Annotated in this window: 26 protein-coding genes and 1 tRNA gene; 10 read left to right on the top strand and 17 right to left on the bottom strand. The window is 67.4% G+C overall.

Annotated elements, in window-relative coordinates:
- Positions 1 to 5: 5 nt before the first annotated feature.
- Together NJ4_RS05090 and NJ4_RS05085 are read right to left on the bottom strand one after the other, a co-directional pair.
- Positions 6 to 560: an NUDIX hydrolase gene (locus NJ4_RS05090; protein ID WP_067431118.1), complete on the bottom strand. Its 555-nt coding sequence runs from the start codon at positions 558 to 560 to the stop codon at positions 6 to 8.
- On the bottom strand, positions 557 to 1,867 hold the full coding sequence (locus tag NJ4_RS05085; RefSeq protein WP_067431115.1) for a zinc-dependent metalloprotease: 1,311 nt from the start codon (positions 1,865 to 1,867) through the stop codon (positions 557 to 559). Before NJ4_RS05085 ends, NJ4_RS05090 begins: the two co-directional genes overlap by 4 nt.
- Positions 1,868 to 1,921: 54 nt before the next feature.
- Here NJ4_RS05085 and NJ4_RS05080 point away from each other — a divergent pair, with 54 nt between their 5' ends.
- The 10 genes from NJ4_RS05080 to NJ4_RS05035 all read left to right on the top strand — a co-directional run bounded on the left by NJ4_RS05080 (position 1,922) and on the right by NJ4_RS05035 (position 9,729).
- Positions 1,922 to 2,359, top strand: coding sequence for a molybdenum cofactor biosynthesis protein MoaE (locus NJ4_RS05080; RefSeq protein WP_067431112.1), 438 nt, complete (start codon positions 1,922 to 1,924; stop codon positions 2,357 to 2,359).
- Between the two features lie 80 nt (positions 2,360 to 2,439).
- Complete coding sequence (locus NJ4_RS05075; protein ID WP_245644462.1) at positions 2,440 to 2,691, top strand: hypothetical protein; 252 nt, start codon at positions 2,440 to 2,442, stop codon at positions 2,689 to 2,691.
- Positions 2,692 to 2,744: 53 nt separating this feature from the next.
- Positions 2,745 to 3,797, top strand: a complete 1,053-nt coding sequence (locus NJ4_RS05070) for a YlbL family protein (protein WP_067431109.1) — start codon at positions 2,745 to 2,747, stop codon at positions 3,795 to 3,797.
- On the top strand, positions 3,794 to 4,357 hold the full coding sequence (locus tag NJ4_RS05065) for a PPA1309 family protein (protein ID WP_245644461.1): 564 nt from the start codon (positions 3,794 to 3,796) through the stop codon (positions 4,355 to 4,357). Before NJ4_RS05070 ends, NJ4_RS05065 begins: the two co-directional genes overlap by 4 nt.
- Positions 4,354 to 7,311 (top strand): UPF0182 family membrane protein, encoded by a 2,958-nt coding sequence (locus tag NJ4_RS05060; protein WP_082748182.1) that lies wholly within the window; start codon positions 4,354 to 4,356, stop codon positions 7,309 to 7,311. The genes NJ4_RS05065 and NJ4_RS05060 overlap by 4 nt, the downstream gene beginning before the upstream one ends.
- Positions 7,312 to 7,361: 50 nt before the next feature.
- Positions 7,362 to 7,435: transfer RNA gene (locus tag NJ4_RS05055), tRNA-Met, on the top strand.
- Positions 7,436 to 7,617: 182 nt separating this feature from the next.
- Positions 7,618 to 7,848 carry a helix-turn-helix transcriptional regulator gene (locus tag NJ4_RS05050; RefSeq protein WP_067431106.1) on the top strand — a complete coding sequence of 77 codons (231 nt, stop codon included), beginning with the start codon at positions 7,618 to 7,620 and terminating at the stop codon, positions 7,846 to 7,848.
- Between the two features lie 6 nt (positions 7,849 to 7,854).
- Complete coding sequence (locus tag NJ4_RS05045; RefSeq protein ID WP_067431104.1) at positions 7,855 to 9,051, top strand: tyrosine-type recombinase/integrase; 1,197 nt, start codon at positions 7,855 to 7,857, stop codon at positions 9,049 to 9,051.
- Positions 9,048 to 9,422, top strand: coding sequence for a BrnT family toxin (locus NJ4_RS05040; protein WP_217996757.1), 375 nt, complete (start codon positions 9,048 to 9,050; stop codon positions 9,420 to 9,422). Before NJ4_RS05045 ends, NJ4_RS05040 begins: the two co-directional genes overlap by 4 nt.
- Entirely contained in the window at positions 9,406 to 9,729 is a 324-nt protein-coding gene (locus NJ4_RS05035) for a hypothetical protein (RefSeq protein ID WP_217996756.1), read from the top strand. Before NJ4_RS05040 ends, NJ4_RS05035 begins: the two co-directional genes overlap by 17 nt.
- Here the strand turns inward: NJ4_RS05035 and NJ4_RS05030 are convergent, their stop codons facing one another.
- From NJ4_RS05030 to NJ4_RS04960, 15 genes are all read right to left on the bottom strand, one after another.
- The gene (locus NJ4_RS05030) at positions 9,730 to 11,046 is read right to left on the bottom strand and encodes a hypothetical protein (protein WP_067431102.1); all 1,317 of its coding nucleotides are present in this window, start codon (positions 11,044 to 11,046) and stop codon (positions 9,730 to 9,732) included.
- Complete coding sequence (locus tag NJ4_RS05025; protein ID WP_067431099.1) at positions 11,046 to 11,342, bottom strand: hypothetical protein; 297 nt, start codon at positions 11,340 to 11,342, stop codon at positions 11,046 to 11,048. The genes NJ4_RS05030 and NJ4_RS05025 overlap by 1 nt, the downstream gene beginning before the upstream one ends.
- A gap of 121 nt (positions 11,343 to 11,463) precedes the next feature.
- A complete protein-coding gene (locus NJ4_RS05020; RefSeq protein WP_157550755.1) occupies positions 11,464 to 11,979 on the bottom strand; it encodes a hypothetical protein in 516 nt (171 codons plus the stop codon).
- Positions 11,980 to 12,060: 81 nt separating this feature from the next.
- Positions 12,061 to 12,489, bottom strand: a complete 429-nt coding sequence (locus tag NJ4_RS05015; protein ID WP_067431093.1) for a single-stranded DNA-binding protein — start codon at positions 12,487 to 12,489, stop codon at positions 12,061 to 12,063.
- A gap of 404 nt (positions 12,490 to 12,893) precedes the next feature.
- Positions 12,894 to 14,657, bottom strand: a complete 1,764-nt coding sequence (locus tag NJ4_RS05010; protein WP_067431090.1) for a type IV secretory system conjugative DNA transfer family protein — start codon at positions 14,655 to 14,657, stop codon at positions 12,894 to 12,896.
- Complete coding sequence (locus NJ4_RS05005; protein ID WP_067431087.1) at positions 14,654 to 15,142, bottom strand: hypothetical protein; 489 nt, start codon at positions 15,140 to 15,142, stop codon at positions 14,654 to 14,656. The genes NJ4_RS05010 and NJ4_RS05005 overlap by 4 nt, the downstream gene beginning before the upstream one ends.
- A 2-nt stretch (positions 15,143 to 15,144) precedes the next feature.
- Positions 15,145 to 16,200, bottom strand: coding sequence for an ArdC-like ssDNA-binding domain-containing protein (locus NJ4_RS05000; RefSeq protein WP_067431085.1), 1,056 nt, complete (start codon positions 16,198 to 16,200; stop codon positions 15,145 to 15,147).
- A complete protein-coding gene (locus NJ4_RS04995) occupies positions 16,200 to 17,732 on the bottom strand; it encodes a VirB4 family type IV secretion system protein (RefSeq protein WP_067431083.1) in 1,533 nt (510 codons plus the stop codon). Before NJ4_RS04995 ends, NJ4_RS05000 begins: the two co-directional genes overlap by 1 nt.
- The gene (locus NJ4_RS04990) at positions 17,729 to 18,133 is read right to left on the bottom strand and encodes a hypothetical protein (RefSeq protein ID WP_067431079.1); all 405 of its coding nucleotides are present in this window, start codon (positions 18,131 to 18,133) and stop codon (positions 17,729 to 17,731) included. The genes NJ4_RS04995 and NJ4_RS04990 overlap by 4 nt, the downstream gene beginning before the upstream one ends.
- Positions 18,134 to 18,194: 61 nt before the next feature.
- Positions 18,195 to 19,661, bottom strand: coding sequence for an SCO6880 family protein (locus NJ4_RS04985; RefSeq protein WP_067431076.1), 1,467 nt, complete (start codon positions 19,659 to 19,661; stop codon positions 18,195 to 18,197).
- Positions 19,662 to 19,663: 2 nt separating this feature from the next.
- On the bottom strand, positions 19,664 to 20,953 hold the full coding sequence (locus tag NJ4_RS04980) for a conjugal transfer protein TrbL (protein WP_067431073.1): 1,290 nt from the start codon (positions 20,951 to 20,953) through the stop codon (positions 19,664 to 19,666).
- A gap of 28 nt (positions 20,954 to 20,981) precedes the next feature.
- A complete protein-coding gene (locus NJ4_RS04975) occupies positions 20,982 to 21,296 on the bottom strand; it encodes a DUF6112 family protein (protein ID WP_425489391.1) in 315 nt (104 codons plus the stop codon).
- 55 nt (positions 21,297 to 21,351) lie between these two features.
- Entirely contained in the window at positions 21,352 to 22,083 is a 732-nt protein-coding gene (locus NJ4_RS04970; protein WP_067431070.1) for a DUF6349 family protein, read from the bottom strand.
- Positions 22,080 to 22,367: a DUF6112 family protein gene (locus NJ4_RS04965; protein ID WP_067431203.1), complete on the bottom strand. Its 288-nt coding sequence runs from the start codon at positions 22,365 to 22,367 to the stop codon at positions 22,080 to 22,082. Before NJ4_RS04965 ends, NJ4_RS04970 begins: the two co-directional genes overlap by 4 nt.
- Before the next feature lie 17 nt (positions 22,368 to 22,384).
- Entirely contained in the window at positions 22,385 to 23,473 is a 1,089-nt protein-coding gene (locus NJ4_RS04960; protein WP_067431067.1) for a M23 family metallopeptidase, read from the bottom strand.

Raw genomic sequence — 23,473 nt, 5'->3', positions numbered from 1 at the left:
GCGGCTCAGCCGGCAGCGAGTCTGGCCCGGGCCAGCTCGATCAGCTCACGCATGTCGGAGCCGATGCCGTCGGGCAGCGCGTCCACCGGCCACCACCGCACGTCGAGCGACTCGTCGCTGACCGCGTGGTGGGCGCCCGGTGGCGCCACGGCGACGTACCGGACGTCGAGATGGGCCACGGTGCCGCGGGCGTCGCAGAACGGGACGGCGTGCTCGTCCAGCTGCACCGGCAGCGGGTCGAAGTCGACGCGGGGCAGCCCGGACTCCTCGAGGGCCTCCCGGTGAGCCACCTCGGCGAGCGTCGCGTCCCCGTCCTCACAGTGCCCACCGAACGCGAACCACTGCCGTGCCTTGCCGTGCAGGTTCAACAGCACCTCGGTGCCGTCGGTCGAGACGACCAGGGTGCCGGCCGTGACGTGGTCGGGAAAGCAGGAACGCGACATCCCGTCAGGGTGACGCTCCAGGTGCGCGACGATGCGCCGTCGGTGGCGCTCCTGCTCCGGGTCGGGTGCAGACCAGGCACCCAGCACGGCCAGGGCGTCGGCGTGCAGGGACCTCACTCGCGTGGTTCGTCGCCGGACGCGCCTTCGGTGTTGCCCCCGTCGGAGCCCTCGTCGAGCAATTTCGCCAGCTCGGCGTCGAAGTCATCGTCGGCGGGGGTGAGGGGTTCGGCGGTCTCCTCGCGGAAGCCGAGCGGGTCGTCGAGGTCGGCCGCCGTCGGCAGGAGGTCGGGGTGCAGCCACACAGAGTCGCGGGCGTCGGTGCCGTGCCGGGACCGCAGTGAGCCCCACAGGGTCGAGGCGTCGCGCAGGCGCCGCGGGCGCAGCTCGAGCCCGACCAGCGCGGCGAACGTCTCCTCGGCGGGACCACCCGCGGCCCGGCGTCGGCGTACGGCCTCCTGCATCTTCACCGCAGTGGGCATCCGCTCCGTCGTGGCCTGGCCGACGACCTCGTCGACCCAGCCCTCGACCAGGGCGAGCGTGGTCTCGAGACGCAGGAGCGCGGCCTCCTGGGCGGGCGTCTGCTTCGGCTCGAAGAGGCCCCCCTCGAGAGCCTCCTGGATCGCCGTCGGGTCGGAGGGGTTGAGGTTGCGCATCTGCTCCTCGATGCCCGAGGTGTCGATCGCGATGCCGCGACCGTAGTCGGCCACCGCCGAGATCAGGTGCTCTCGCAGCCACGGGACGTGGGCGAACAGCCGCTGGTGCGCGGCCTCGCGCAACGCCAGATAGAGGCGTACGTCGTCGGCGGGGACGTCGAGGCCCTCGGCGAACGCGGCGACGTTCGAGGGGACCAGTGCTGCGCGACCGGCGGGGCCGAGGGGGAGTCCGATGTCGGAGGCGGTCAGCACCTCGCCGGCGAGCCCGCCGAGGGCGGCACCGACCTGGCTGCCGAACATGGCTCCGCCCATCTGGCCGAGCATGCCGATCAGTGGACCGGCCATCTGGCGGGCCTCCTCGGGGAGGGCGTCACCCATGGCGGCCACGACGTGCTCGGCGACGGGATCGACGAGGACCTTCCAGACCTCACGTGTGGACTCGATCCATTCCGCGCGGCTCCAGGCCGCGGTCGACTGCACACCGGAGGGGAACTCGCAGGCCTCGTCGAGCCAGTGGTCGGCCAGGCGCACGGCGTCCGCGACGGCGTCCTGTTCACGCTGTGAGGGTGTGGGGTCAGGGCTCTCGGCGACCGCTCGGCGGGCGATGTCACCGGCCAGGTTCCAGTTCACCGAGCCCTCGTGAGGCGTCATCATGGCCTGCATCTGGCTCATCAGACCGGAGAGGTCGGGCATGCCGGACGCGCCGAAGAGTTGTTCGAACGGCGTGCCCTTGAACGGGTTCTCGGGCTGCTCGGCGGGGTCGTCAGTCATGTCCCCAAACTACTCGGTCACTGGTGGCTGCCAAGAGGGGAATAGGGTTTCGGCATGGCTTCTGCTTCTGGCGAACGCGTTCGGTTGGTGGCCCTGCGTGAGCAGGCCCTCGATGTCGACGAGGTGCTCGACGCCTTGGGCGACCGGACCGCGGGGGGACTCAACCTCTTCGTCGGTCGGGTCCGCGACCACGACGGCGGCCGTGGCGTCACCGGCCTGGAGTACGCCGCCCACCCCAGTGCGGAGCAGCGGTTGGCCGAGGTGTGCGCCTCCGTGGCCGCCGAGCACGACGTGATCGCGCTCGCCGCCGTCCATCGCGTGGGGTCTCTCGCGATCGGGGACGCCGCGGTGATCGTGGGGGCCGCGGCGGCTCACCGCGACACGGCGTACGCCGCCTCCCGGGTGCTGATCGACCGGCTCAAGGCCGAGGTCCCGATCTGGAAGCATCAGCTCTTCGCCGACGGCGACCAGGAGTGGGTCGGGTCGCCCTGAGCCGCTGATCTCGGGAAATCGTGCGTGGTCTCCCTGAAAGTCTTCGGCGATCGGACGCCCTCGCATGGCACGCTGGGGGTGTGGAGATTCTGTGGTGGCTGGCTCCGCCGGCGGTGATCACGATCCTGGCCATGCTCTGGATCACGTGGTTGGGTCGGGAGGGTCGGGGCGAGGTCGACCGGGACGTGGCTGCCCAGCGACTCGAGCGGGCGCTGCGCAAGGACCACCCCGCCCTGTCTCGACCCGGGCCCGCAGCGAGCCGTCCGCGCGACCGCAGCACCGGCATCGCCGTCCGCCCGTCGGGCAGCCGGGACGATCGCCGCACCGCCTAGGTGCACCCGGCCACCACGCCGACTGATTTCGCCCGGATGAGAAGGTTGGCGGCATGAGTCGGCGCACCCTGGCTATTGCCATCTCCGTCCCGTTGCTGGTGGCGCTGTGGCTCACTGCCGCCCTGGTCCCGATTCCCTACGTGACCTTCCAGCCGGGCGTCACCGTCGACATGCTCTCCGAGGCCGGTGGCCAGGAGCGGATCCAGGTCAACGGCCACAAGGCCTACTACGACGACGGGACGCTGCGGATGACCACGGTCTCGGTCACCCGCGCGGGCGAGTCGGTGAGCGTGTTCGCTGCGATCGAGGCCTGGTTGAGCAAGGACGAGGCCGTGCAGCCCTACTCCGCGGTCTACGAGGAGGAGGAGACCGAGGAGTCGAGCCAGCTCGAGTCGGCCCTGATGATGACCAGCTCCCAGGACGACGCGGTCGCCGCGTCACTGCGCGAGCTCGGCTACACGATCAAGCCTGCGGTGGAGATCTACAACGTGGAGAAGGGCCTGCCCGCCGACGGCAAGCTCAAGGTGCGCGACCGGATCCTTGCCATCGACGGCACCAAGGTCAACTCGCCCGGTCAGGTGGTCGACCTCGTCGGCAAGGCCGACGTCGGCGAGCCGATCACGTTCGACCTGCTGCGGGACCGGAAGAAGGTCACCGTCAAGGTCGCGCCGGCCCTGGTCGACAAGCGCAAGCGGGTCGGCATCCTGCCCGGAGCCGGCTACACCTTCCCCTTCGACGTCTCGATCAACATCGACCCCCGCATCGGCGGACCGAGCGCGGGGCTGATGTTCTCGCTCGCGATCTATGACACGTTGACGAAGGGATCGCTGACCGGCGGGCGCAACATCGCCGGCACCGGCACGATCACCGACACCGGCGAGGTCGGTTCGATCGGTGGCATCCAGCAGAAGATCCCCGCAGTGCGCGATGCCGGAGCCGAGCTGTTCCTGGTGCCCTCCGACAACTGCGACGAGGCCCTGGGTGCCGAGAACGGCGACGTCCGCCTGGTCCGCGTGAAGACGCTGAAGGACGCGATCTCTTCGATCAAGACGTGGGTCAAGGACCCTGATGCCCCCCTGCCCTCGTGCGAGAAGGAGACCAAGTGAGCGAGATCGACGGCGAACTGCCAGACCCGGCCCTGGCCGCGGCCGTGCTGGAGATCGAGTCGCACGCAGCGGTGGACGGGTGGGACCAGAAGTCGCGGCTCTATGCGCTGGTGCAGACTGCCAGCCTGGTTGTGAAGGAGCCGGCCCTGGCCGCGGCGATGGGGCTCGACGAGTCCAGTGCCGAGGGCTCCTTCACGCCCATCGAGCAGGAGCTCGACGCTGCCCTGCCCTTCGAGACCGTGCTGTCCTCGATCCTGTGGCCCGACACCGTGCACGGTTGTGCCGCCGTGGTCGAACGTCTGGTGCTGCCGCCGAGCGCCGACGGCCAGATTCCTGACGACCCGGCCGAGGCGCAGGCCTTCGCCGCCGAGCACCCCGACCGCCAGGAGGTGCGCATCGTCGCGGGAGTCACCCGAGCCGGGGCGACCTACTGTGCCCTGCGGCTGCGAGCCCACGACGACCAGCAGTCCGTGGTGGGCGGCAACGAACTTGTCCCTGAACTGGTGGAGCTGTTGCGGGCGACCCTCGAGGTCGACCCCGACGAGGAGATACGCACATGAGTGACATGTACGACGACGACGCCGGCGACACCCGCCAGGACGAGCCCAGACGACCCTCGCGGGCGAGGGCGTTGTGGATCACGCTGGCCGTCGTGGTGGCGCTGTTCCTCGCCTTCACCGGGTTCACCGCCTTCTGGACCGAGCGACTCTGGTTCGACTCGACGGGCTACGGCACGGTGTTCTCCACCATGGTGCGCACCCGGATCGGGCTGTTCCTGGTCTTCGGCCTGGTGATGGCGCTGGCCGTGGCGATCAACCTCGGCGCCGCGTTCCGCTACCGGCCGATCTTCCGCCCGGCCTCGCCGGAGCAGGTCAGCCTCGATCGCTACCGCGAGGCGGTCAACCCCATCCGCATCCTGCTGCTGGTCGGGGTCTCGCTGGCGATCGGCGCGTTCGCTGGCGCCACCGCATCGGGCAAGTGGCGTGAATACATGCTGTGGCGCAATGGTGGTGACTTCGGCAAGGAGGACCCCTACTTCCACAAGGACATCGGGTTCTACGTGTTCGACCTGCCCTGGCTGCACTTCATCGTGGACTTCTCGATGGCCGTGTTGATCGTGACGTTGCTGGCCGCCGCGGTCGTGCACTACCTCTACGGTGGCATCCGCCTCCAGTCCTCGACGGACCGATTCTCCGGAGCGGCCGCGGCCCAGCTGTCCCTGCTGCTCGGTCTCTTCGTGCTGGTGAAGGGCATCGACTACTACCTCGACCGGTTCGACGTCCTCAATGAGGGCGGGTCGCTGATCACCGGGATGAACTACACCGACGACAACGCGGTGCTCCCCGCCAAGAACATCTTGATGTTCATCGCGCTGATCTGCGCGATGCTCTTCTTCGCGAACGTCGTACGACGCACGTGGCTGCTGCCGTCGGTCGGCCTGGGCCTGATGGCTCTCTCCTCGATCCTGCTCGGTCTGATCTGGCCCGGCATCGTGCAGCAGTTCCAGGTCGAGCCGTCGCAGGCCGACAAGGAGGCGCCGTACATCGAGAAGAACATCGACGCCACGCGGGAGGCGTACGGCATCGACGACGCCAAGATCACTCCGTTCGCCGGCACCTCGACCCTGACCAAGGAGCAGCAGGACGTCGAGAAGAGGACCCTCCCCGGCGTCCGGCTCGTCGACCCGTCGCTGATCCGCTCGACCTTCGAGCAGACCCAGCAGGTGACGAACTACTACAGCGTCGCCGACGTGCTCGACGTCGACCGCTACATGATCGAGGGCCAGGAGCGCGAGGTCGTGATCGGCGTCCGCGAGATCAACCAGGACGGGCTGCCCGACGACAGCAAGAACTGGTCGAACCTGCACACGGTCTACACCCACGGCTACGGCGTGATCGCGGCGTTCAGCAACCAGCGCGACGCCGACAACGACGCGCAGTCCACGGGAGAGACACCCGAATGGGCCGAGGAGAGCATCCCGCCCACCGGTGAACTCACCGACCTCACCCCCGACGGCTACCGCGGTCAGATCTACTTCGGTGAGCAGAGCCCCAACTACTCCATCGTCGGCAAGGCCGACGACAAGGACAAGGACGTCGAGCTCGACCTGCCCGGCTCCGACGAGAGCCGCAACACCTACACCGGCAAGGCCGGCGTCGACGTCGGTAGCACGTTCAACCAGCTGCTCTACGCCTGGAAGTTCGGCGAGCCCAACATCCTGCTCTCAGGTCGGGTCAACGAGAAGTCCAAGATCCTCTACGACCGCAATCCGCGACAGATGGTCGAGAAGGCGGCGCCCTGGCTGACCGTCGACTCCGACCCGTTCCCGGCCGTTGTGGACGGCAAGGTCGTGTGGCTGCTCGACGGCTACACCACCACCGACCAGTACCCGCTCTCGGAGCGGGGCTCCTACCAGGAGATGACCAGCGACTCGCTCGACGAGGGCAACGAGTTCCGCACGTTGCCGACCGACGAGATCAACTACATGCGCAACGCGGTCAAGGCCGTCGTCGATGCCTACGACGGCACGGTCACGCTCTACGCGTGGGACGAGGACGACCCGCTGCTCCAGGCCTGGCGCAAGGCCTTCCCCGGCACCGTCAAGGACAAGGACGAGATTCCCGCCGAGCTGCTCGAGCACATGCGCTATCCCGAAGACATGTTCAAGGTGCAGCGCTACCAGCTCGGTGCCTACCACGTCACCGACGCCAAGAGCTTCTACGAGGGCAAGGCGCGTTGGCAGGTGCCCGAGGACCCGAGCAAGGCGGGCACCCTGCAGCCGCCGTACCGTCTCTCGATCCGTACGCCGAGCAGCGGTGAGGACCCGGTGTTCTCGCTGACGTCGGTCTACGTGCCCAACAAGCGACAGAACCTGAGCGCCTTCGTCTCGGTCGACGCCGATGCCTCCCTCCCCAGCTACGGGACGCTGCGCGTCCTGGCGCTGCCGGACAACATCCAGATCGCCGGGCCCGGCCAGATCGCCGGCCGTTTCGGCTCGGACTCCGCGATTCAGGGGGAGCTCGAGAAGCTGTCGAAGAACTCCAACGTGCGTCTTCAGTACGGCAACCTGTTGACCTTGCCCGTGGGCAAGGGGCTGCTCTACGTACAGCCCGTCTACTCGATCCGCAGTGGCGCCAGCACAGCCAACTATCCGGTGCTGTCCTACGTTCTCGTCTCGTTCGGGGAGAAGCGGGGCATCGGGAAGACTTTGGCGGAGGCCGTCGCCAAGGTCCTGGAGATCAACGAGAGCTCCATCGACAAGGGCGCAGGCGGCAAGGGCGGCGGTGGCACCGACACCGGGAACGGCGGCGGGCAGCCGACCGGGACGCTCTCGCAACAGGTGCTTGCCCTGCTGGAGCGGGCCGACGCCAGGTTCAAGGAGGCCGAGGAGGCACTCAAGGCGGGCGACTTCGCGGCCTACGGCACGGCCACCAAGCAGGCCGAAGCGCTGGTGGCGCAGGCGTTGGTCGCGGCCAACCAAGCGGTCGAGGAGACGCCGAAGAAGGGGGAGTAGCCCCCCGATTTGAGTGAGCGCACCACGTCGCGTAAGGTTCTGTTCACCGGCGCGGGGTGGAGCAGCTCGGTAGCTCGCTGGGCTCATAACCCAGAGGTCGCAGGTTCAAATCCTGCCCCCGCTACAAAATTCAGGCTCGGTTCCCTCTGGGGAACCGAGCCTGAAAGCTTTCTAACTTGACTCGGTCATCACAAAGTCATCATCTACCTGTTCAGCAGGTGCCGTCCGCGGGCCGCTTGCCCAGTTGCCTTGGAGTGTCACGGGACGCCATGGAGCGGCTCGGAGCGTCCGGCCCACCTACTGGTCATGAAGACCCAAACGCATCCACTCAGTGGGCTCGACCCGCTGCTCAGCATCGAGGACCTTGCGGAGTACCTCGGGGTGCCAGTCACGACCATTTACGACTGGCGTGTCGACGGCAAGGGTCCATGCGGTGTCCGTGTCGGGCGTCATGTGAAGTTCATTCAGAGCGACGTGCTCGCCTGGATCGAGGCCCAGCGCGAGGTTCGGCCCGGCGGGCACAGGGACGGACGGTGACCTGAGATGGGACGTCCACGCACAGCGATCGGCACGTTCGGCGAGTTCACCTACGTTCCTGCGTCCAACGGCAGGATCAAGGCGCGCGTGCGCTTCCGCGACGACGATGGACAGCTTCGGCTCGTCCAAGCGACGGGAGACAGTCGCAAGTCTGCGGAGCGAGCACTCAAGCAGAAGCTCACGCGTCGCGATCGCTTTTCCGCCGGCAGCCGAGACCTGTCGGGAGACAGTACGTTCGGTCGGCTTGTCGAGGTGTGGCTCGCGGATCTCGATCTCACCGACAAGCTTGCGCCGAGCACACGCGCGCTCTACGAGCGCAACATGCGCCAACTCGTGATGCCGGCCTTCGAGTCCCACACCCTCCGTGAGATCAATGTGCGGAAGGTCGACCAGTTCATCAAGAAGCTTGCGTCCACCAAGAGCTACAGCACGGCCAAGCAGGCTCGGACGGTCCTCAGCCTCGCCTTCGGTCTGGCAGTCCGGTACGACGCTTTGAAGGAGAACCCGGTCCGCGGGATTGCCAGGATGCACAAGCCGCCGTCGCAGACCATGGCGCTGACTCTTGAGCAAGTCGACGCCATCCGAGACGCCGCACGAGGTTGGCGCCGCGCGCCGGGAACGCCGGGGCCGCCACCGGACGGTCAGTTGGAGCAGATCATCGAGGTCATGCTGGGCACTTCTGCCCGCATCGGCGAGGTGCTCGCGATCCGCAAGTGTGATGTCGACGTCACCGTGTCGCCGGCCACGGTGCGGATCTGCGGCACGATCGTGTCGCCGACAGGCAAGCCGACGTACCGACAGGCTCACCCGAAGACACAGAAGTCGACCCGTGTGGTGTCGGTCCCAAGCTTCGCGGCCGAGGTGATCCGGCAGAGACTCGTCGTCGTCGGTCCCGAGGCGCCGGATCACCTGCTGTTCTTCACCCGCAACGGCACGCCGCTGACGACCAACAACATCCGTCGGCGCCTGCGGGCAGTGCTTTCGGAAGCCGGGATCGACGCGGTCACTCCGCACGCCTTCCGCCGCACGGTCGCGACCGTTCTCGACCGGGCAAGTGGGCCGGACCTCGCTGCCGAACTGCTCGGTCACACCTCGTCGAAGATCACCAAGGAGCACTACATCCAGCCCGACGAGGCAGTCGATCCTGTGACGGCCGAGATCCTGGAGTCGCTTGCTCCGAAGCGATCGAAGGAGCAGCCATGAACGACGACATCGTGGAACCGACACCTCTTCCGCATCGTAATGCAATGCATTACGATGGTCGAGTGTTCGAGCGCGTCGACTGGTCACAGCGCGGCGCCTACATGAAACGTAAGCACGGCGTCACGCCAGCGATCGCGGACGAAGCGCTCGAAGACCCCAACCGGGTCGTCATCGACCCTGACTACAACAGCGAGAGCGGCAAGAGCGTCAGGATCATCGGATTCTCGGTGACTGCAGATGATGTGATCACCGTGATCGTGCTGGAGAACGACGGGATCGAGTACGGCGTAAACGGATGGACAGCGAACCAGAGAGACCGGCGGTACTACGCCGACCAGAGCGAGGGAGAAGCCGATGAGCACCAAGATTGAGGACTTGCTCGCAGCCGAGGCCGAAGCCGCTGAGGCAGCCGAGGCGACGAGCGACCCCAACGCGCCGCTTCCCGCGCACGTGAAGGTCACCCGCGGGACGGCGCGGTCCAAGAACCTCCAGGTCCGCTTCCGCGACGAGGAGTTCGACGAGCTGGCCGCATACGCGGACCAGCGCGGGCTGCCGGTGTCCACGGTGGTTCGGATGCTCGTTCTACAGGCGGTCGCACCGGCCGACGATCTGAAGGCCGCACTCGACCGGCTCGAAAGCGATCTTGCCGCCGTACGGCGCAAGGCGCTCAGCGCCTGATCACACCGACAGACCCGGCTGCGCGCTGCGGGGCTCGGGGCGATGAACGAGGGCTGCTGCGAGGTCGTCGCGACTCGCGGCAGCCCTTTTCGGTGCCGTAGGTGCGGGTGGCTTGGGGCGAAGCTCGTCTCGGACGATCTCCACGAGCTCGGGTGTGATGTCCGCGGTGATCGGCGCGTACCGCTGGCGGGTTGGCTTCACGATGCCGCCGGCATTTGTGTCAATGCGCGGAATCGGGACGCGCGCGAAGTAGAGCCGCTCGTGCGCTCCATGCTGGATGACCTGCGTGATGCGTTCGTCGATCTCGCGCCCAAGGTGTGCGAGGTGACGGAGAGGGCCGGAGTCGGCCGCTTCATTTCCGGCCTGGACAGCGCGTGCGAACTGCTCGATGCGACTCGCGGCGAGGGCCGCTTCGCCCGCGGCGGGACCGCCGTTGCCGACCATCCCACCCACATCGTTGGTGGCGCGGATGAGGCGGAGGTAGGTAGACGCGCGCCGAGACCAGTCGGTCGCGGCGCGCGTGTCAAAGGTGGCGGCGTCGCGGGAGACGATGCGCTGTGAGTCGAGCACGAGGCGCAGGCTGCGGGCGTCGGGAAACTCGCCAAGGTGGCCGAGCAGGTTGTGTTGGGCCTGGAGTACGCCCGTCAGGCCGGGCAGGGCCGGTCCCTCGACGAGCGTGGGGCGGGGCCGCCAGCCGCGGAGGTCGATCGTGTAGTCAGGTTCGTCGTATCCGGCGAAGGTCGCGCAGGTCTCCGCTGCGCGGCCGAGCCAGCCGGCCTCCTTGAGCGGCCGCCAGCCCGGGATGTTGGAGTAGCGACGGTCGAGTCCGACGAGACCGCGGACCACGTCGGAGGCGTCCTTGAGGAGGGTCATGCACTGGACCTGCGAGAGTCGGCCATACCCGAGGCCGGCGTCGAAGTCGTGTTCGCCGAGCGTTGCGGCCCGCGCGACCTGCCGCCAAGACTCGACCATCGCGAACGGCTGCTCGGCGGTCAGCTCGTCGAGACCTGGAAATCCGCTCGAGCTAGAGATCGCCACGTCGAGTCGGTGGCGCAGTTCCTCTGCCGGACCGCGGGTCCGGGTGCTGGTCCCTTGGAGGTTCATCCGTGGGTTCGCCGCGCGGACCGCCTGAACGCACCACACAAGCGCTGAATGGCGGTAGCGCCCGATTTGCTCGCCCAGCAGTCGACGTTCGTCGGCCGTCGTGGTCTCCGGGATGGTGTGGCTCCCGGCGCCACCGAGGCGTTGTTGGACGCGGTGCTGGCGCAGCAGGGTGCTGAGTTCGGCGCGCAGGTGGCCACCGTTCTCGGCGTACATCAGGGGATGTCTTTCGCCTTGGCCGCGTCGAGCATGTCAAGCAGAAGCTCGACCTGGAGCGCGTCGACACCGTGACCCAGGAGGTCCTCGATCGCACGCTCCGTGATCCCGTAGAGGATCTCGGCGCCCTCGTCGTCGACGTCGCTGATGCCGGGGATGTAGTCGCCGTGAATGACGTCGAGATGGAGCAGGACGCGCTCGTACTCGGCTGATGCTTCGTCGTTGTACGCGCGCCTCGCAAGCGCCGCGAGGTGCGATCGGGCCTCGGCGAGAGTGATCGCGTGAGAGAGCAACATGAATGGTTCCTTTCGATTCCGGGACCTGAGTCCCGCTTGATGACTCCACCTGCCAGGACGGCATCGAGGGCCGGCTGTGTGGATTGCTGTGGACGGCTCTGGGCGGCGGCGCTGCTGTGGATCAGCCAGCCCGGGCAGCGCGGACCCGCTCCTCGATCCGGCGGCGAGCAGCGACGTCCTCGACCACGAACTCGATGAAGTCGGCGCCGCGGTCCTCAATGACGACCTCGGCCCCGGCAGGTTGGGTGTCTTCACCCGGCCAAGTCGTCTGTCGCGTAGGTCGGTCGTGGTCGAGGCGGGTCCCGCAGGTGGCGACCCATTCGCGCAGTCGCTGGCGGGCGTCGGCGAAGTCGCGGTGCCACATGATCGGGGCTGACGGCGACCCATCGGGGTCGTAGGTGTTCAGCCAGTGCAGGTGCAGCGCTGAGAGCTCCCAGATCAGCTCGTCATGGCGATGCCAGAAGGGCGGGATCACCGTCGGCGGGAGACCGTAGGTCGAGCGAAGCCAGTCCACCCACGCATTGAGGTCCAGCCACTCCGCTTCAGCCTCTTCGCTGGACAGCAGGTTCCAGTTCAGCGGCCGGAGCGGCTCTTCCGGCTCCTCGGGCCCGGAGTATTCGGCTGAGCCGTTGAACATTGGATGGATGCTCGCGTCGAAGTCGGGGTCGAGCAGTGACTCCTGCGGGCCGTCGACAGTCGGCATGGCTGTTGCTCCGACTCAAAGGCCGACGACTCGCGGCGGCTCATTCGCCGCGGTCAACTGATCGGCCGGTGGGTCGGGCTGGTTCGCCGGCGTCCGGTCGACCGAGTAGCGGGTCCAGGTGGTGTCGTGGCCGATGTGCTTTGCGACGAACTGCTCCCGGGTCACGGTCTGTTCGTTCCACGTCTTCTCGTACTCGGTGATGTAGCCCGAGGCGACGAACTGATCGCCAACCCGGAATCGGGCGTAGGCCCGCTTGGCAGACTCGCCGTACATCACGAGGTTGTGGAAGGTCGGGTCGAGCTTGGTGAACGAGCCGTCGGGCTCCTTGCGCCAGTGCTCGACGCCCACGCGGGCGTAGAACCGGGCGTCCTTGGTGTCGGGCTTGGTCAGTTCGGGTGCCGTGGCGATGAAGCCGTTGAGGCTCATCTGGGTCGGGATGGTCATTGCTGACTCCTGCGATCTCGCGGACGCCTCGGATGGCGTCCGCTCTCAGAAATCAGGTGTCTGCGATAGGCCGCGACCGGGGCGGTGTCTTGCTAATCTGAGGGTGTCCCTTCGGCTCCATGGACCTACAAATGCGGGTGAGCCGGGCGCATCAGCGCATACCGCCAACGTGTCGTTCGTCGTTAGAGGCGAGGCGCCACTCCATTCAGGTTTTTCTGTTGGAGGGCGCCATGTGCACCAAGATTCCGTACGCCAACCGCTGGCTCGCGCGTCGAGTGTTGGCCAAACTGCAGGAGCAGGGACGACCTGTGCAGTCGATCCATCCGTGCTTTTCGGGCCACCGAGGGGCATGGCACGTGACAAGTCAGAAGCAGCGGCAGTGGTGATCAGCGCCAGCATGTCGTTCACCGTCGTCGGAGGGTTGCCTCGATAGCGGTCCGGTCGATACGCAGTTCCTCGGCGTCACGGCGCACGGTCCATGGGCGCAGGTCCGTCACCACGGGCGGGGCGCTGCGGAGGAGGACCAGAGCTGTGCCGAACGGCAGTGTGCGGATCGCCTCTGGTGGCATGACCGCCACGCGGCGCATCGAGCGTTGGAGGGACCGCGAGCCATAGTCGCCGACCGAGATGGTGTCGGTCCGTTCGTCCCGCTCGCCGATGAGGGCAGAGAGGTCCTGCAGGTCACGCGCGGCCGATGTCCCGCCAAGCACGACCTTCACGATCGACGCGTCCCAGATCGCGCCAGCCGCGTGGTCACCCCACTTGTCGCGCGCCTGTGACAGGGACTGCAACACCGGCATCGTCGTGATGCCAGTGCCTCCGCCTTCAGCCATCAGGACCGGCATCGACGGCAGCGGTGACAGGTTGCCGATCTCATCCAGGGCCATCAGGAGTGGTGGATCGAGCCGCGCCCCGGGGGAGGCCGCAGCGAGGTGACGGGCCGTCTCGACGAGGTCCTCGATGAACGCCGCGACCAGTGACCAGGAGGCGCCGGCGCCAGCACCGGTCGCGAGTAAGTACAGCGTGCCGTTGCTGGTCAGGAAGCTCGCGGGGTCGAACTCTTCACCTGGTGCTGGCGAGACTGCGTCGAGGACGCGCGGGTCGGCCAGACAGGACAGCGCGAGGGAGACCCCCATCCAGATTGAGTCCCGGGTCCGCGGGTCGGAGTGGATCATCGACTCGAGCGAGTCGGCCCAGCCAGGTGCGGCGTGTGGGTTGCTGCTCAAGATGGCTACCGCGTCAGCGGCTGCTGACGGCGAGAGAGTCCACGCGAACAACTCAGCGGGGCTACGCCGGTCGAGTGCTGCGGCGTGGAGCAGCGACTGCAGCGCGGTGCGAGTCTTGCCCTCCCAGAATCCGCCCGACTCGACCCCTCCCGTCGACAAGCCAGTCGCCGACGCAAGGCCCGTTGCTCGGATCATCGCGGTCAGCGGGTCTTCGCAGCCCCGCAACGGCGACCACCGCAACCCGGACGGGAGTCCGTCTGCCAGACGCTGGGGGTCGAAGACCGCCACCGGCCCGCGACGGCTGCGGGCAGTGATCGTGGCCGCGATGTTGTCCGGCCGGGTCGCGGTGGTGATGACCGCGCCCGGCGCATCGAGGATGGCGTTGATGACGACGTGCAGGCCCTTTCCGGAGCGAGGCGGTCCCAGCAGAAGGATCGAGTCCTCGACCGAGGCCCACACCTCAGTGCCGTGAGCCCGCCCGAGGAGGTAGCCGATGTCCGGGGCGTCGGGACGGTCAAGCGATGGTCGGAGAGTCCGGCCGCGCGCCAGGAGGGACTTTTTTGAAGCCGTCACCCGAACATCGCGTGTCGTGGCAGTGCCGGCGAGTCGGTGCGGGTCACGTGTGGTGCGCTCACGCCAGCCGGTGACTCGTCGCCAGACAACCAGCACCGCGCAGACGACGGCAGCGACCATCAGGGCGACCACGAGCCAATAGAGCCATGGGGACATGCCCGGCGTGCCCAGCGCCCTCCCCGGTTGCTCGGGGTCGGCGAGGACGCGCAAGCCGGATGCCCAGCCGTGCCTTGGCAGATCGGCGCCCGTTGCCCAGGCGGTGACCGTGCCTGCGAGTCTCAGTGCGGCAGCGAGGCAGCCAAGTGCGGCGATTCCGATGAGCCCGAGGTTGACCAAGTCGTTGTCGACGGACTGGCCGCGGGGGTTCATGCGCCGATCACCCTGACGGTTCCAGAGGTCCGCCCCAGCAGTACGACATTGCCTCGATGCGCGGCGAGCAGAGCGGGCGGAAGGCGGTTCTCCAGCGGGTCGACCCCGTGGGGGTGTTGTCCGATGATGACGGCGATGGACACTTCCTCGTCGGGGAGGAAGCCATCAGCGGCCAGTTCCGAAGCTTGGTCGGCTGCATTGCGCTCACTGGACCGTGATCGTGGAGTCACGATGTCGGTGAAGGTGTTGCCGTCCGACTCGTGGACCTCGACACGCAAGGGTGCGCCGAGATCGTCGGCGATCGACTTCACGACCTTGGCGAGGTCGTCCCGGGTCACAGTCCCTTCCGCGGCATACGGCTCGCGGTCAAGGCGGACGTCTAGAAACCCAGAGTCGTTGACGACCACCTCGACCAACGGCATCACGACGGGCACCTTGAGACTTCCATGGTCGTCGCGCCGGTAAGGCGCCGTGGTGTTGAGCATGGTCAACGCCCCAGGACATCGACGTGAGTCCGAGCGGGCGGCGTGGCCAGTGCTGGTGCCCGATGGGCTGCGGGCGTGTCTCGGTCCAGACCGGGAGGGTTCCCGTCACCGACCTTCGTGGTCGGCAGGTTGTCGAGAATGGTGAGCGACGCAGCACGGACACGGTCGGCCGTTGCCTGGACGACCTCAACTGGTGACTTGCCGGGCACGTCGCTCGCCCAGGTTGAGACGTAAGGAACTGTGTAACTCGTCGTGTCGAGCCCATGAGCAGCCCCGACCATGAGCGCGACCGACTCGGCCTCGACCTCAGCGATTCCGCGGTGCATCGCGGCGTCGATGTTGTCGGGCCCGTGGAGCATCACGTGACCGAGTTCGTGGGCCAGCGTCTTCACCTGCGCGGCGTCGTCCATGTCCATCCGGACCGAGACCTCGTGGGTGATGTAGTCGGTCAGTCCGTTCGCTCCGCCGATCGACCGAGCGGTGGAGACCAAGCGCAGCTCGAACCCGCGAGCCACGATCTGGTCCGCGAGTCCGTCCCAGAGACCCTCGGGGGCCTCGCCTTCGAGCAACTGCGGACGTGGCGGTTCGGGAACCGGCTCGCCATCGGTTTGCGAGATGTCCCAGACGTGCGCGGGCTTGAGTCCGATCATCCGTGAGCGCACGGACTCGCCCCACTGCGGCTTCTCACCACGACCGAGACGTCGCCACGAATCGGGGTTCTCCGGCGTCGTCGAGGCGAACCGGGCCGTCACGGGCGCAAGGATCGCGTACCCGCCCTGCCCCTTCACAACATGGCGGTTCAGGCTCAGCCACTGCTTGAAGCCGGCGACGTACGTCGGGACCGGACCGGGCACGCGGCCTTCCTGGTACGCCGCGTTGTGCTGGCTGAAGATCAAAAGGGTGTTGTTGAAGGAGCGGGATCGGAATCTGGCAGCGAACTCCAAAGCTCGACGCCAGTCATCGCCGGTGACGAGTGCGCCGACGGCATCGGTGAGCTTCTGATGCAGGGCGTCGATCTTGGCTTCCCGTTCGGCAAGGCCGCGAGTCTGAGTCCTCATCACACTCCTCCGTTCGAGGTCGTCTCGGAAGGCAGGTGTGGGGGAGTGGCCGCATTCATCCGGCCCGTTGTGTCGAACAATTCGAGCTCGGCCGGATGTAGCTGATGTTGGACAACGAACGAACGGTGCTTGATCCGCCACAACCCCTGGCCGGTGCCAAGCGTCGGCAAGAGCGACTGCTCGGTCCCGGTCAACCCAAGGGCCGTCGCGGTCGATCCGAGCTGGTCCGACTCTTGGCGGTAGACGATCCGGGTCTCGGCGTTGGCGAGGAGCGACGAGGCGAGCGCCCGCATCGCGCTGCCCTGATCGCCGACGTTGTCGAGGTCGGACAGCTTGTGGAAGATCAACATGTTGGCGATGCCGTAGTGCCGGGCAAGGCGCCAGTGGGCGTCCATGCGGCGCAGCAGCGCGGGATGGGACATCAAGCGCCACGCCTCGTCGTACACAACCCACCGCTGCCCACCTGCGGGGTCGAGTAGTGCCGACTCCATCCAGGCCGAGGCGCAGGTCATAAGGACCGAGATCAGAGTGGCGTTCTCGGTGACCCGAGACAGATCGAGGGAGACCATCGGCAACGTTGGGTCAAAACGCACCGTGCTGGGGCCGTCGAACAGTCCAGCCAGATCACCGGCGACCAGCCGTCGCAGCGCGTGCCCGACAAGTCGGCCGTCCTCTGCCAGCCGACCATCCACGTCGGTCGAACGATCCGGGGCAAGGAGTCGGTCGACGACCATAGGGAGCACTGGCACGTCTGACGAGTGGACCGCGTCGGACAGCGCGACGTCGATGGCGGTGTGTTCCAGCGGACTCAGCCGGCGGTCGAGCACGGTCTCGGCCAGCGCTCCCAGCAGGTCGCGACGTCGAGCCGTGACCTGGGCGAGCCACTGAGCGTCGTCGACCGACTCGGGACGGTGACCCTCGTCGAGCGGATTCAGACGGTTGGCCATCCCGTGCCCGAGGGCAATCGCCCGTCCGCCGACCGCTTCGGCGACTGCGGTGTGCTCGCCCTTCGGGTCGCCGGGCACGTACACGCGTCGGCCGAAGGGAATGGAGCGTGTGTAGAGGCTCTTCGCCAGCGCCGACTTTCCCGAGCCGACGATGCCGGCGAGCACGAGGTTGGGCGCGGTGATCAGGCCGCGGGCGTACAGGACCCACGGGTCGTAGACGAACGAGCTGCCGCTGTAGAGGTCCTGGCCGACGAAGACACCGTCGCTGCCCAGGCCGCCCTCGGCCAGGAACGGGTAGGCGCCGGCCAAGGTCGCGGAGGTGTCCTGGTGGCGTGGGATCCGCAGCCGCCCCGGAGTGCGGAGCGCGGCCGGGCCATGATCGCCGGACTTGGGCAGGACGACCGTCGCCTTGCGCTCCGCAGTCAGCGCATCCGACTTGGTCTTTGCCTGGGCCTTGCGTGTCTCGCGGTCCTCGGCCAGCCGGGACTTCGCCGCGGCACGACGCAATCGACGGTCACGGCGTCCCTCTCGGCGAGGTGAGACGAGTACGGCGCTGTGAAGGCGGCCGTCCTGCCAGCCGCTCACAGCCCGATCCTGTGATCTGCGGCGGGCGTTGTTGGCCGGGAGTGCTCTGGAAACTCGCGATGGTAGGCAAGCATGGCCTCGGCCTCGTGTGCGTTCGCGATGACGTCGCCTACCTGGCGGATCATTTCTCCGGCTCGATGCAGGTCCCACGACACTCGGTACGACGCTGAGCGGGCTTTCGCGGATGCCTCGGGCACCCACTCGCCCTTTCGCAGACCACCGTCATGAAACGAGGCAATCTGGTGCAGCGACTGACTCATGGAGGCGACAGCCGATGTCAGGGAGCCGAGCACCGAGTAGATATGGCGGGGGTCGTCGATGGATCGGGTCGCGTGGGCAAGCGCGCGTAGGGCGGTTTGGACTTCGTCGGCGTCGGCTGCGGGGTTCTCGAACGTGGGCATCTGGGTCTCCTCGGGATCAACGTTTGTGTCGATCAGCAGGTGTGCATGGCTGCACGCGCGTTCAGACCTGGCGACAGAGCGGGAGGGCAGCTGCCGAGAACGCCTGCGCCTGCTGGCCCCAGAGCCGTCGGGTCTCGCAGGACGCTTGGATCGCCGCCTGCTCGATGTCGGCAACGGCACGCTCGAGCTCATCCGGGTCCTGAGCGCTGACCGCGATGAGTCCCGTGGTGCGGAGGATGCCGTGGCCGGCGGTCAGGTCGGCTTCCTGCTGGAGAACGTCGTTGAATTCGGCGCTCTGTTGCGCGTCCTCGATCTGGCCGATGCGCTGCCGCTGGGACGCGTCGGAGATGTACTCGGTCTTCTTCTTGCGGATGTCTCGCGCTGCCTGGTCCGTGCGGAGCGGCGTGTAGAGCAGGGTGAAGGTGCGCCTGACTCCAGAGGAGAGCAGGACCGGCGCGAGGAATCCCGGGTAGACGAGCGACCGCGGCCATTCGCTGATCCAGAGCACGCAGTGATGCGCGGAATCGCTTCGAACGCTGGACCAGTTCTCGCTCACCGCCACCGGGCCGGCGGTCGCAAGGTCGCGCCCCATGTCGCCGTGACGCTCCAGGGCTCCGGCAACGACGGGGTCGTAGGCCGAGCGAAGGATCACCGCGAGATCGCCCGGCTCCAGCCATGCTGAGGGCGAGAGATCCGCGGCCCGCAAGGCGGCCGTCACCGTCGCCATCTCCTGGCGCAGCACGGCTGCCGCCCCACGGTTCCCGCCGCCCGCCGCCTTGATGGCGCGCGCGGCTGCCTTCATGTCGAGCGAGATCGACACGGTGCTCGCGTGGCGCTCGCCGGCTGGCCCAGCGCGCTCGATCAGTTCGGCATAGGTGTTTGACGTGAAGGACTCGTCGTTCGCGCCGTGCTGAGACCACCACTCCGCGAGGCCCTTCCCCGAGTCGGGGAGAGTGCGCTCCATGACCTGGACCGACGACATGCGACCCGACCGGCATGCCGTAGCGAGCACGCGTCCCCAGCTCGTCACACGCCTCTGCTGTTCGATCGGGTCGAGAAGGACAAACGCGGGGTGGGTGACGCCGACGATCGCGGTGAGCGTCGAGCGGTGCGGGTCCTGGACCATCGCGGCGCCGGTCTCAGGGTCGTGCCACTGGCGCAGTCGCGCGGCGTCCCCTGGCAAGGCCAGGGTTCCTGCCGGCCGAGGCTTCACGACGTGACGTCGGAAGAGCAACTGGCCGCCGCTTGAGCGCCACAGCCACCGGGCGACGATCGGGAACCACTCGACGAGCTTGCGGCCGCCAACACCGATCCATGCGAGTCCTGCTGAGACGGCCATGATCGGAAGCGCGTACGCCAGAGCGGCACCGCCGCCCGAGTACAGCGCGAAGACGAACACGACGGCGCCGACGCCGACCACGAGTAGTTGGCTTGCGGACAGCCCGAGAAGCACACCGCGGCGAGCCAACCGGGAGAACTTGACGGTCGAGAGCTCGTAGTCGCGCGGACCAGCGCTTGCGGTGCTCATCGTCAGCTCCCTGAGCGTCCGGCGCCGGCAGGTACCGAATCGGCCGTGGACGGCACCGGCGGCGACGGCGGCGCAGGCTGCGAGGCCGCCGTTGTCTGCTGATCGGCGTGGCCCGCGACGGCAGCACCTGTTCGCGGTCCGGCGCTGGCAGCTTCCCGCGCGACCATCACGCCGCCGACCACAGCTCCTCCTGCCGCCGCTGCACCTCCGCTCGCTGCTGCACCGCCTCCTGACGCTGCATTGGACCCACCCACGCTCCCGCCGCCTGAAGGCGCCACCGCCGGTGTGGGCGGCGTACCGCCACCACCACCAGAACCGCCGCCAAGGACCTGGGCGGGCTCGGCCATCGGGCGTCGGCTCATCGGGATCGGCATCGGCCGGTTCAGCGCGGACTTCGCCTCCTGCTCGGCCGACATCGCGTGGTACATGTCGAAGCCCATGAAGCTGATCGCCTTGTAGGTCATGTACGGCGCGAAGCCTGCGATGAGCATCAGCACGACGCCCGCGATGGGTTCGCTGACCGACTGCAGGTCGGCGTCGATGGGCGCAGAGACCTGGGCTGTGGCGAGCAGGAAGATCACGACGAGGACGACCTTGGACAGGATCAGTGCGATAACGAACTGCGCCCACTTGCCGAGCCAGCCGCGAGTCTGGTCCCAGCTCGAGCCGGCGAGGGCGATCGGTGCGAAGACGATGGCAACGAGGAGGAGGGCCTTCCGGACGAGCAGGCTGATCCACACGATGACGGCCGCACCGATCGCGAGCCCCGCGAGGAAGATCGTCAAGATCGCGCCAGCGCCGGGCGCCGCGACATTGATGCCGACGAGCCCAGCCGTGAGAAGACCGATGCGATCACCCATCTCGGTCATGTTGGTGCCTGCGGCGTTCACGATCCCGATGCAGAGCTGATCGGTGATCTCCAGAGCGATCGCCAGCAGGGCGAGCGCGACGAACGATCCGAGGATCGACTTCGCCAAACCGAGGGCAGCGCGCGTTAACGCGGCCGGTTCTCGGCGCACCATCCCGCCGATCACCTGGAGCATGAAGAAGCCGAGCATGATGAAGATGGCGACTCCGAACAGGATGTTGTAGACCTTCGTGTACTGGCTGCTCGTGATGTCGACCATGGTGGTCGAGTCAAAGACCTGCCAGACAGACTCGAACATCCACGCGGCGGCATTGCCCATCGCCTGGGCGAGCCATTCGAACGGGGCGGAAACGAGCGCGCCCGCGGCCTCGCCAGCCACGTCGCAAACCCCCGAGATCACTGGCACATCGCATACGTCGACCATCACGGCCTCCTTGATCCGTAGGTGCCGGTCAGACGGCCTGGCCGACGTTCCAGAAGAAGTTCACGAGTGCGACGGACGCACCTGTGATGATCGCGGCGCCAAGGCCGACGAGAACGCCGAGCTTGCCGCGCCCCGCGAGGTGAGGGTTCGACGAGTTGGCGCCGAGCGCCCACACGACCGCGGAGATGATCAGGGCGAGTACGGCGAGGATCAGGCCCACTGTCATCGAGGCGCCGACGATGCCGCGCAACTGGCCGATGCCGGGCAGGCCGTTCGAGTTGGGGTCGATCTCGATGTCCATCGGGAGCAGGGACACCACTGAGTGCAGTCCGATCTGGTTCACGGTTCCTCCAAGGTTGGGTAGGGCCTACGTCGGTCAGGTGTTCGTTGGCGTCCGCTCAAGCGCCGAGAGCGGGGCCAAGGCTCGTCGTGGAAGGCCGAGTTGGTTCGCGTGCCACCGCACTGAATCGACGCTGAGAGACCCGCCGCTTGGGCTCTACGGCCGTGTGAGAGATGTCGTAGCCGGCCCAGGGGGAGCGGCCTGGGACGTGTCGAGTGCCGCCGTGGCTGCGCTCGGTGATGACGGGCGCACCGACGACCTGCATTGACGGTGGGTAGTTCTCCGCGATCCACTTCTTTGCGGCTTTCGACAGCCCGGGCTGGTCAATGGAACGCAGTCGCGCAGGCACAATCGGCAGCTCACGCCAGCCAGGGAAGGCGTGGTCGTGCCAGCCCTCGACCGCAGTGTTCTCATCACTCGCGATCACATGCCAGCCGTCCGGCTCGCAGATCGCTTGGTAGATCAGGTCTCCGACGCACTGGCACCCACCGTGCCCCTCGCCATGCGTCCAGGGCTCGCAGCGCAGGTCGGCCGTGAAGAGATCGAAACCGTGCTCGCCAACGGCGACGCGTCCGGGCACGGCGATCGCCCGGTGCCACATCCGGCTCTGCGTTCGTGACTGGTCGAGCTTGTGCAGAAACTGCCACTGCTCGTGTGCCGCTTCCAGGTCTGCCGCCGGCCAGTACGCCGCAGTGAAGCCCAACGGAGCTCCGGACCACCCGGGCGCTGCTTCGACGGCGGATTCGTGGAGGATCGCCTCGATGTCGAAGGCGAGTTGTTCGTCGGTCACAACTGCGCACCGACATCGAGCAGCCAGTTCGCCCAGGCGAGCGCGCCACCGGTTAGTGCGGCGCCCCCGAGCGCGACGAATAGTCCGGTCTTCGCCTTGCTCGCCGCGTGCCAACTGCCGTTCCAGGACGAGATTGCCCAGGTCGCGCCACAGGTGACGACCATGAGCACGGAGATGATCAAGCCGTAGGTGAGCAGGGCGCCCACGATCGCGCGGAGTTGGCTGGAGCCGCCAACCGCCCCGAAGTCGGGTCCGACGAGCGGGAGCAGGTAATGAAGCCTCATGCCCATCAGGTGTCGGCCTACGGCTCGGCGGTCCAATGCAGATGGTCGTAGTGGCCACCGGTGACGCTGTTGGGGTCGTACATCCCGCCGCCGTCGTACTTCCTCCAGCCTTCGTCGGCACGAGCGACTGACCAGATCCGGCCCTGCCAGATGACGTACGCGACGCCGAGGGTCCTGGCGTTGTCCTTCACCCAGTTGGTGACCTGCCAGCCGTAGTCGAGGGCTTGGCCGCTCGCGGCCGTGCCGAGGGCATTGCCGAACGTTCCGTCGCACGCCCGGCCCAGCTCATGCTCGTTGTCATGTCCGGCACGATCGGCCCAACAGGCCCACGAACTCTCCGGGAAGTTGGCTCGGATCTGCGCGAGGATGTGGGCGGTTCGCTCGGTGATCTGGCCGTCGGTCGTCGGGTCGTCGACGAGGTTTCCCGCGTTGTCGCCGTTGAACGGCGATGCCGGGCCACCAGAGGCTGCGCATCCCGCGGAGGCCGGGTTGCTACCGGCTTCGATGTCGACGGCTCCGTGGCTCGCGAGCCACGGCTCCGGGTCGATTGGTGCGCCGTCGGCGCCGCCGGGCCTGACCTCGAAGTGGAGGTGAGGACCAGTCGAGTATCCGGCCACACCAACGTCTGCGATGTACTCGCCAGCGGTCACGGACTGGCCGACCGTCACGTGGATCCCGTTGGCGTACATGTGGGCGTAACCGGTAGCGACGGTTCGGCCGCCGACGTTGTGCTCGATCAGAATCAGGTTCCCGTAACCGCTCGCAGCACCCGCGAACACGACGCGCCCGTCGGCAGCGGCGAGGATGTGGGTTCCGGTCGGTGCTGCAAAGTCAACGCCTGTATGGAGCTTCGTCTCCCCGGTCACTGGGTGGACGCGGATTCCGAAGCCACTCGTCTTGACCCACGTGCCTGCCGGCAACGGCATGACCACATGTGAGGTTTCAGGGATCGGGGGAGTCGCATCTCCGACGTTGCTGAAGGCGCCGCTCGTCGTTGGCAGGCATGAGGCTTGGGCGGCGGGATTGAGCAGGGCTCCGAGGGCGAGCAGGAAGACGGCAGGACCGAGGGTCAAAGCCAGTACGCCGCTGATGACCGCCTTGCGCAT

This window comes from Nocardioides jensenii JCM 1364 = NBRC 14755, assembly GCF_001552535.1.
Lineage (GTDB): Bacteria > Actinomycetota > Actinomycetes > Propionibacteriales > Nocardioidaceae > Nocardioides > Nocardioides jensenii.
This window is presented reverse-complemented; position numbering and strand designations above follow the sequence as displayed.

What these genes read in the sequence shown, in the direction of transcription:
- NJ4_RS05070 (WP_067431109.1), top strand. Translation starts at nt 2,745, where the DNA reads ATGAGTCGGCGCACCCTGGCTATTGCCATCTCCGTCCCGTTGCTGGTG.
- NJ4_RS04990 (WP_067431079.1), bottom strand. Translation starts at nt 18,133, where the DNA reads ATGCCCACGTTCGAGAACCCCGCAGCCGACGCCGACGAAGTCCAAACC.
- NJ4_RS05000 (WP_067431085.1), bottom strand. Translation starts at nt 16,200, where the DNA reads ATGAGGACTCAGACTCGCGGCCTTGCCGAACGGGAAGCCAAGATCGAC.
- NJ4_RS04985 (WP_067431076.1), bottom strand. Translation starts at nt 19,661, where the DNA reads ATGAGCACCGCAAGCGCTGGTCCGCGCGACTACGAGCTCTCGACCGTC.
- NJ4_RS05045 (WP_067431104.1), top strand. Translation starts at nt 7,855, where the DNA reads ATGGGACGTCCACGCACAGCGATCGGCACGTTCGGCGAGTTCACCTAC.
- NJ4_RS05005 (WP_067431087.1), bottom strand. Translation starts at nt 15,142, where the DNA reads ATGCTCAACACCACGGCGCCTTACCGGCGCGACGACCATGGAAGTCTC.
- NJ4_RS04965 (WP_067431203.1), bottom strand. Translation starts at nt 22,367, where the DNA reads ATGAGGCTTCATTACCTGCTCCCGCTCGTCGGACCCGACTTCGGGGCG.
- NJ4_RS05035 (WP_217996756.1), top strand. Translation starts at nt 9,406, where the DNA reads ATGAGCACCAAGATTGAGGACTTGCTCGCAGCCGAGGCCGAAGCCGCT.
- NJ4_RS05060 (WP_082748182.1), top strand. Translation starts at nt 4,354, where the DNA reads ATGAGTGACATGTACGACGACGACGCCGGCGACACCCGCCAGGACGAG.
- NJ4_RS05025 (WP_067431099.1), bottom strand. Translation starts at nt 11,342, where the DNA reads ATGTTGCTCTCTCACGCGATCACTCTCGCCGAGGCCCGATCGCACCTC.
- NJ4_RS04960 (WP_067431067.1), bottom strand. Translation starts at nt 23,473, where the DNA reads ATGCGCAAGGCGGTCATCAGCGGCGTACTGGCTTTGACCCTCGGTCCT.
- NJ4_RS04980 (WP_067431073.1), bottom strand. Translation starts at nt 20,953, where the DNA reads ATGGTCGACGTATGCGATGTGCCAGTGATCTCGGGGGTTTGCGACGTG.
- NJ4_RS05020 (WP_157550755.1), bottom strand. Translation starts at nt 11,979, where the DNA reads ATGTTCAACGGCTCAGCCGAATACTCCGGGCCCGAGGAGCCGGAAGAG.
- NJ4_RS05080 (WP_067431112.1), top strand. Translation starts at nt 1,922, where the DNA reads ATGGCTTCTGCTTCTGGCGAACGCGTTCGGTTGGTGGCCCTGCGTGAG.
- NJ4_RS05085 (WP_067431115.1), bottom strand. Translation starts at nt 1,867, where the DNA reads ATGACTGACGACCCCGCCGAGCAGCCCGAGAACCCGTTCAAGGGCACG.
- NJ4_RS05050 (WP_067431106.1), top strand. Translation starts at nt 7,618, where the DNA reads ATGAAGACCCAAACGCATCCACTCAGTGGGCTCGACCCGCTGCTCAGC.
- NJ4_RS05015 (WP_067431093.1), bottom strand. Translation starts at nt 12,489, where the DNA reads ATGACCATCCCGACCCAGATGAGCCTCAACGGCTTCATCGCCACGGCA.
- NJ4_RS05010 (WP_067431090.1), bottom strand. Translation starts at nt 14,657, where the DNA reads ATGAACCCCCGCGGCCAGTCCGTCGACAACGACTTGGTCAACCTCGGG.
- NJ4_RS05030 (WP_067431102.1), bottom strand. Translation starts at nt 11,046, where the DNA reads ATGTACGCCGAGAACGGTGGCCACCTGCGCGCCGAACTCAGCACCCTG.
- NJ4_RS05040 (WP_217996757.1), top strand. Translation starts at nt 9,048, where the DNA reads ATGAACGACGACATCGTGGAACCGACACCTCTTCCGCATCGTAATGCA.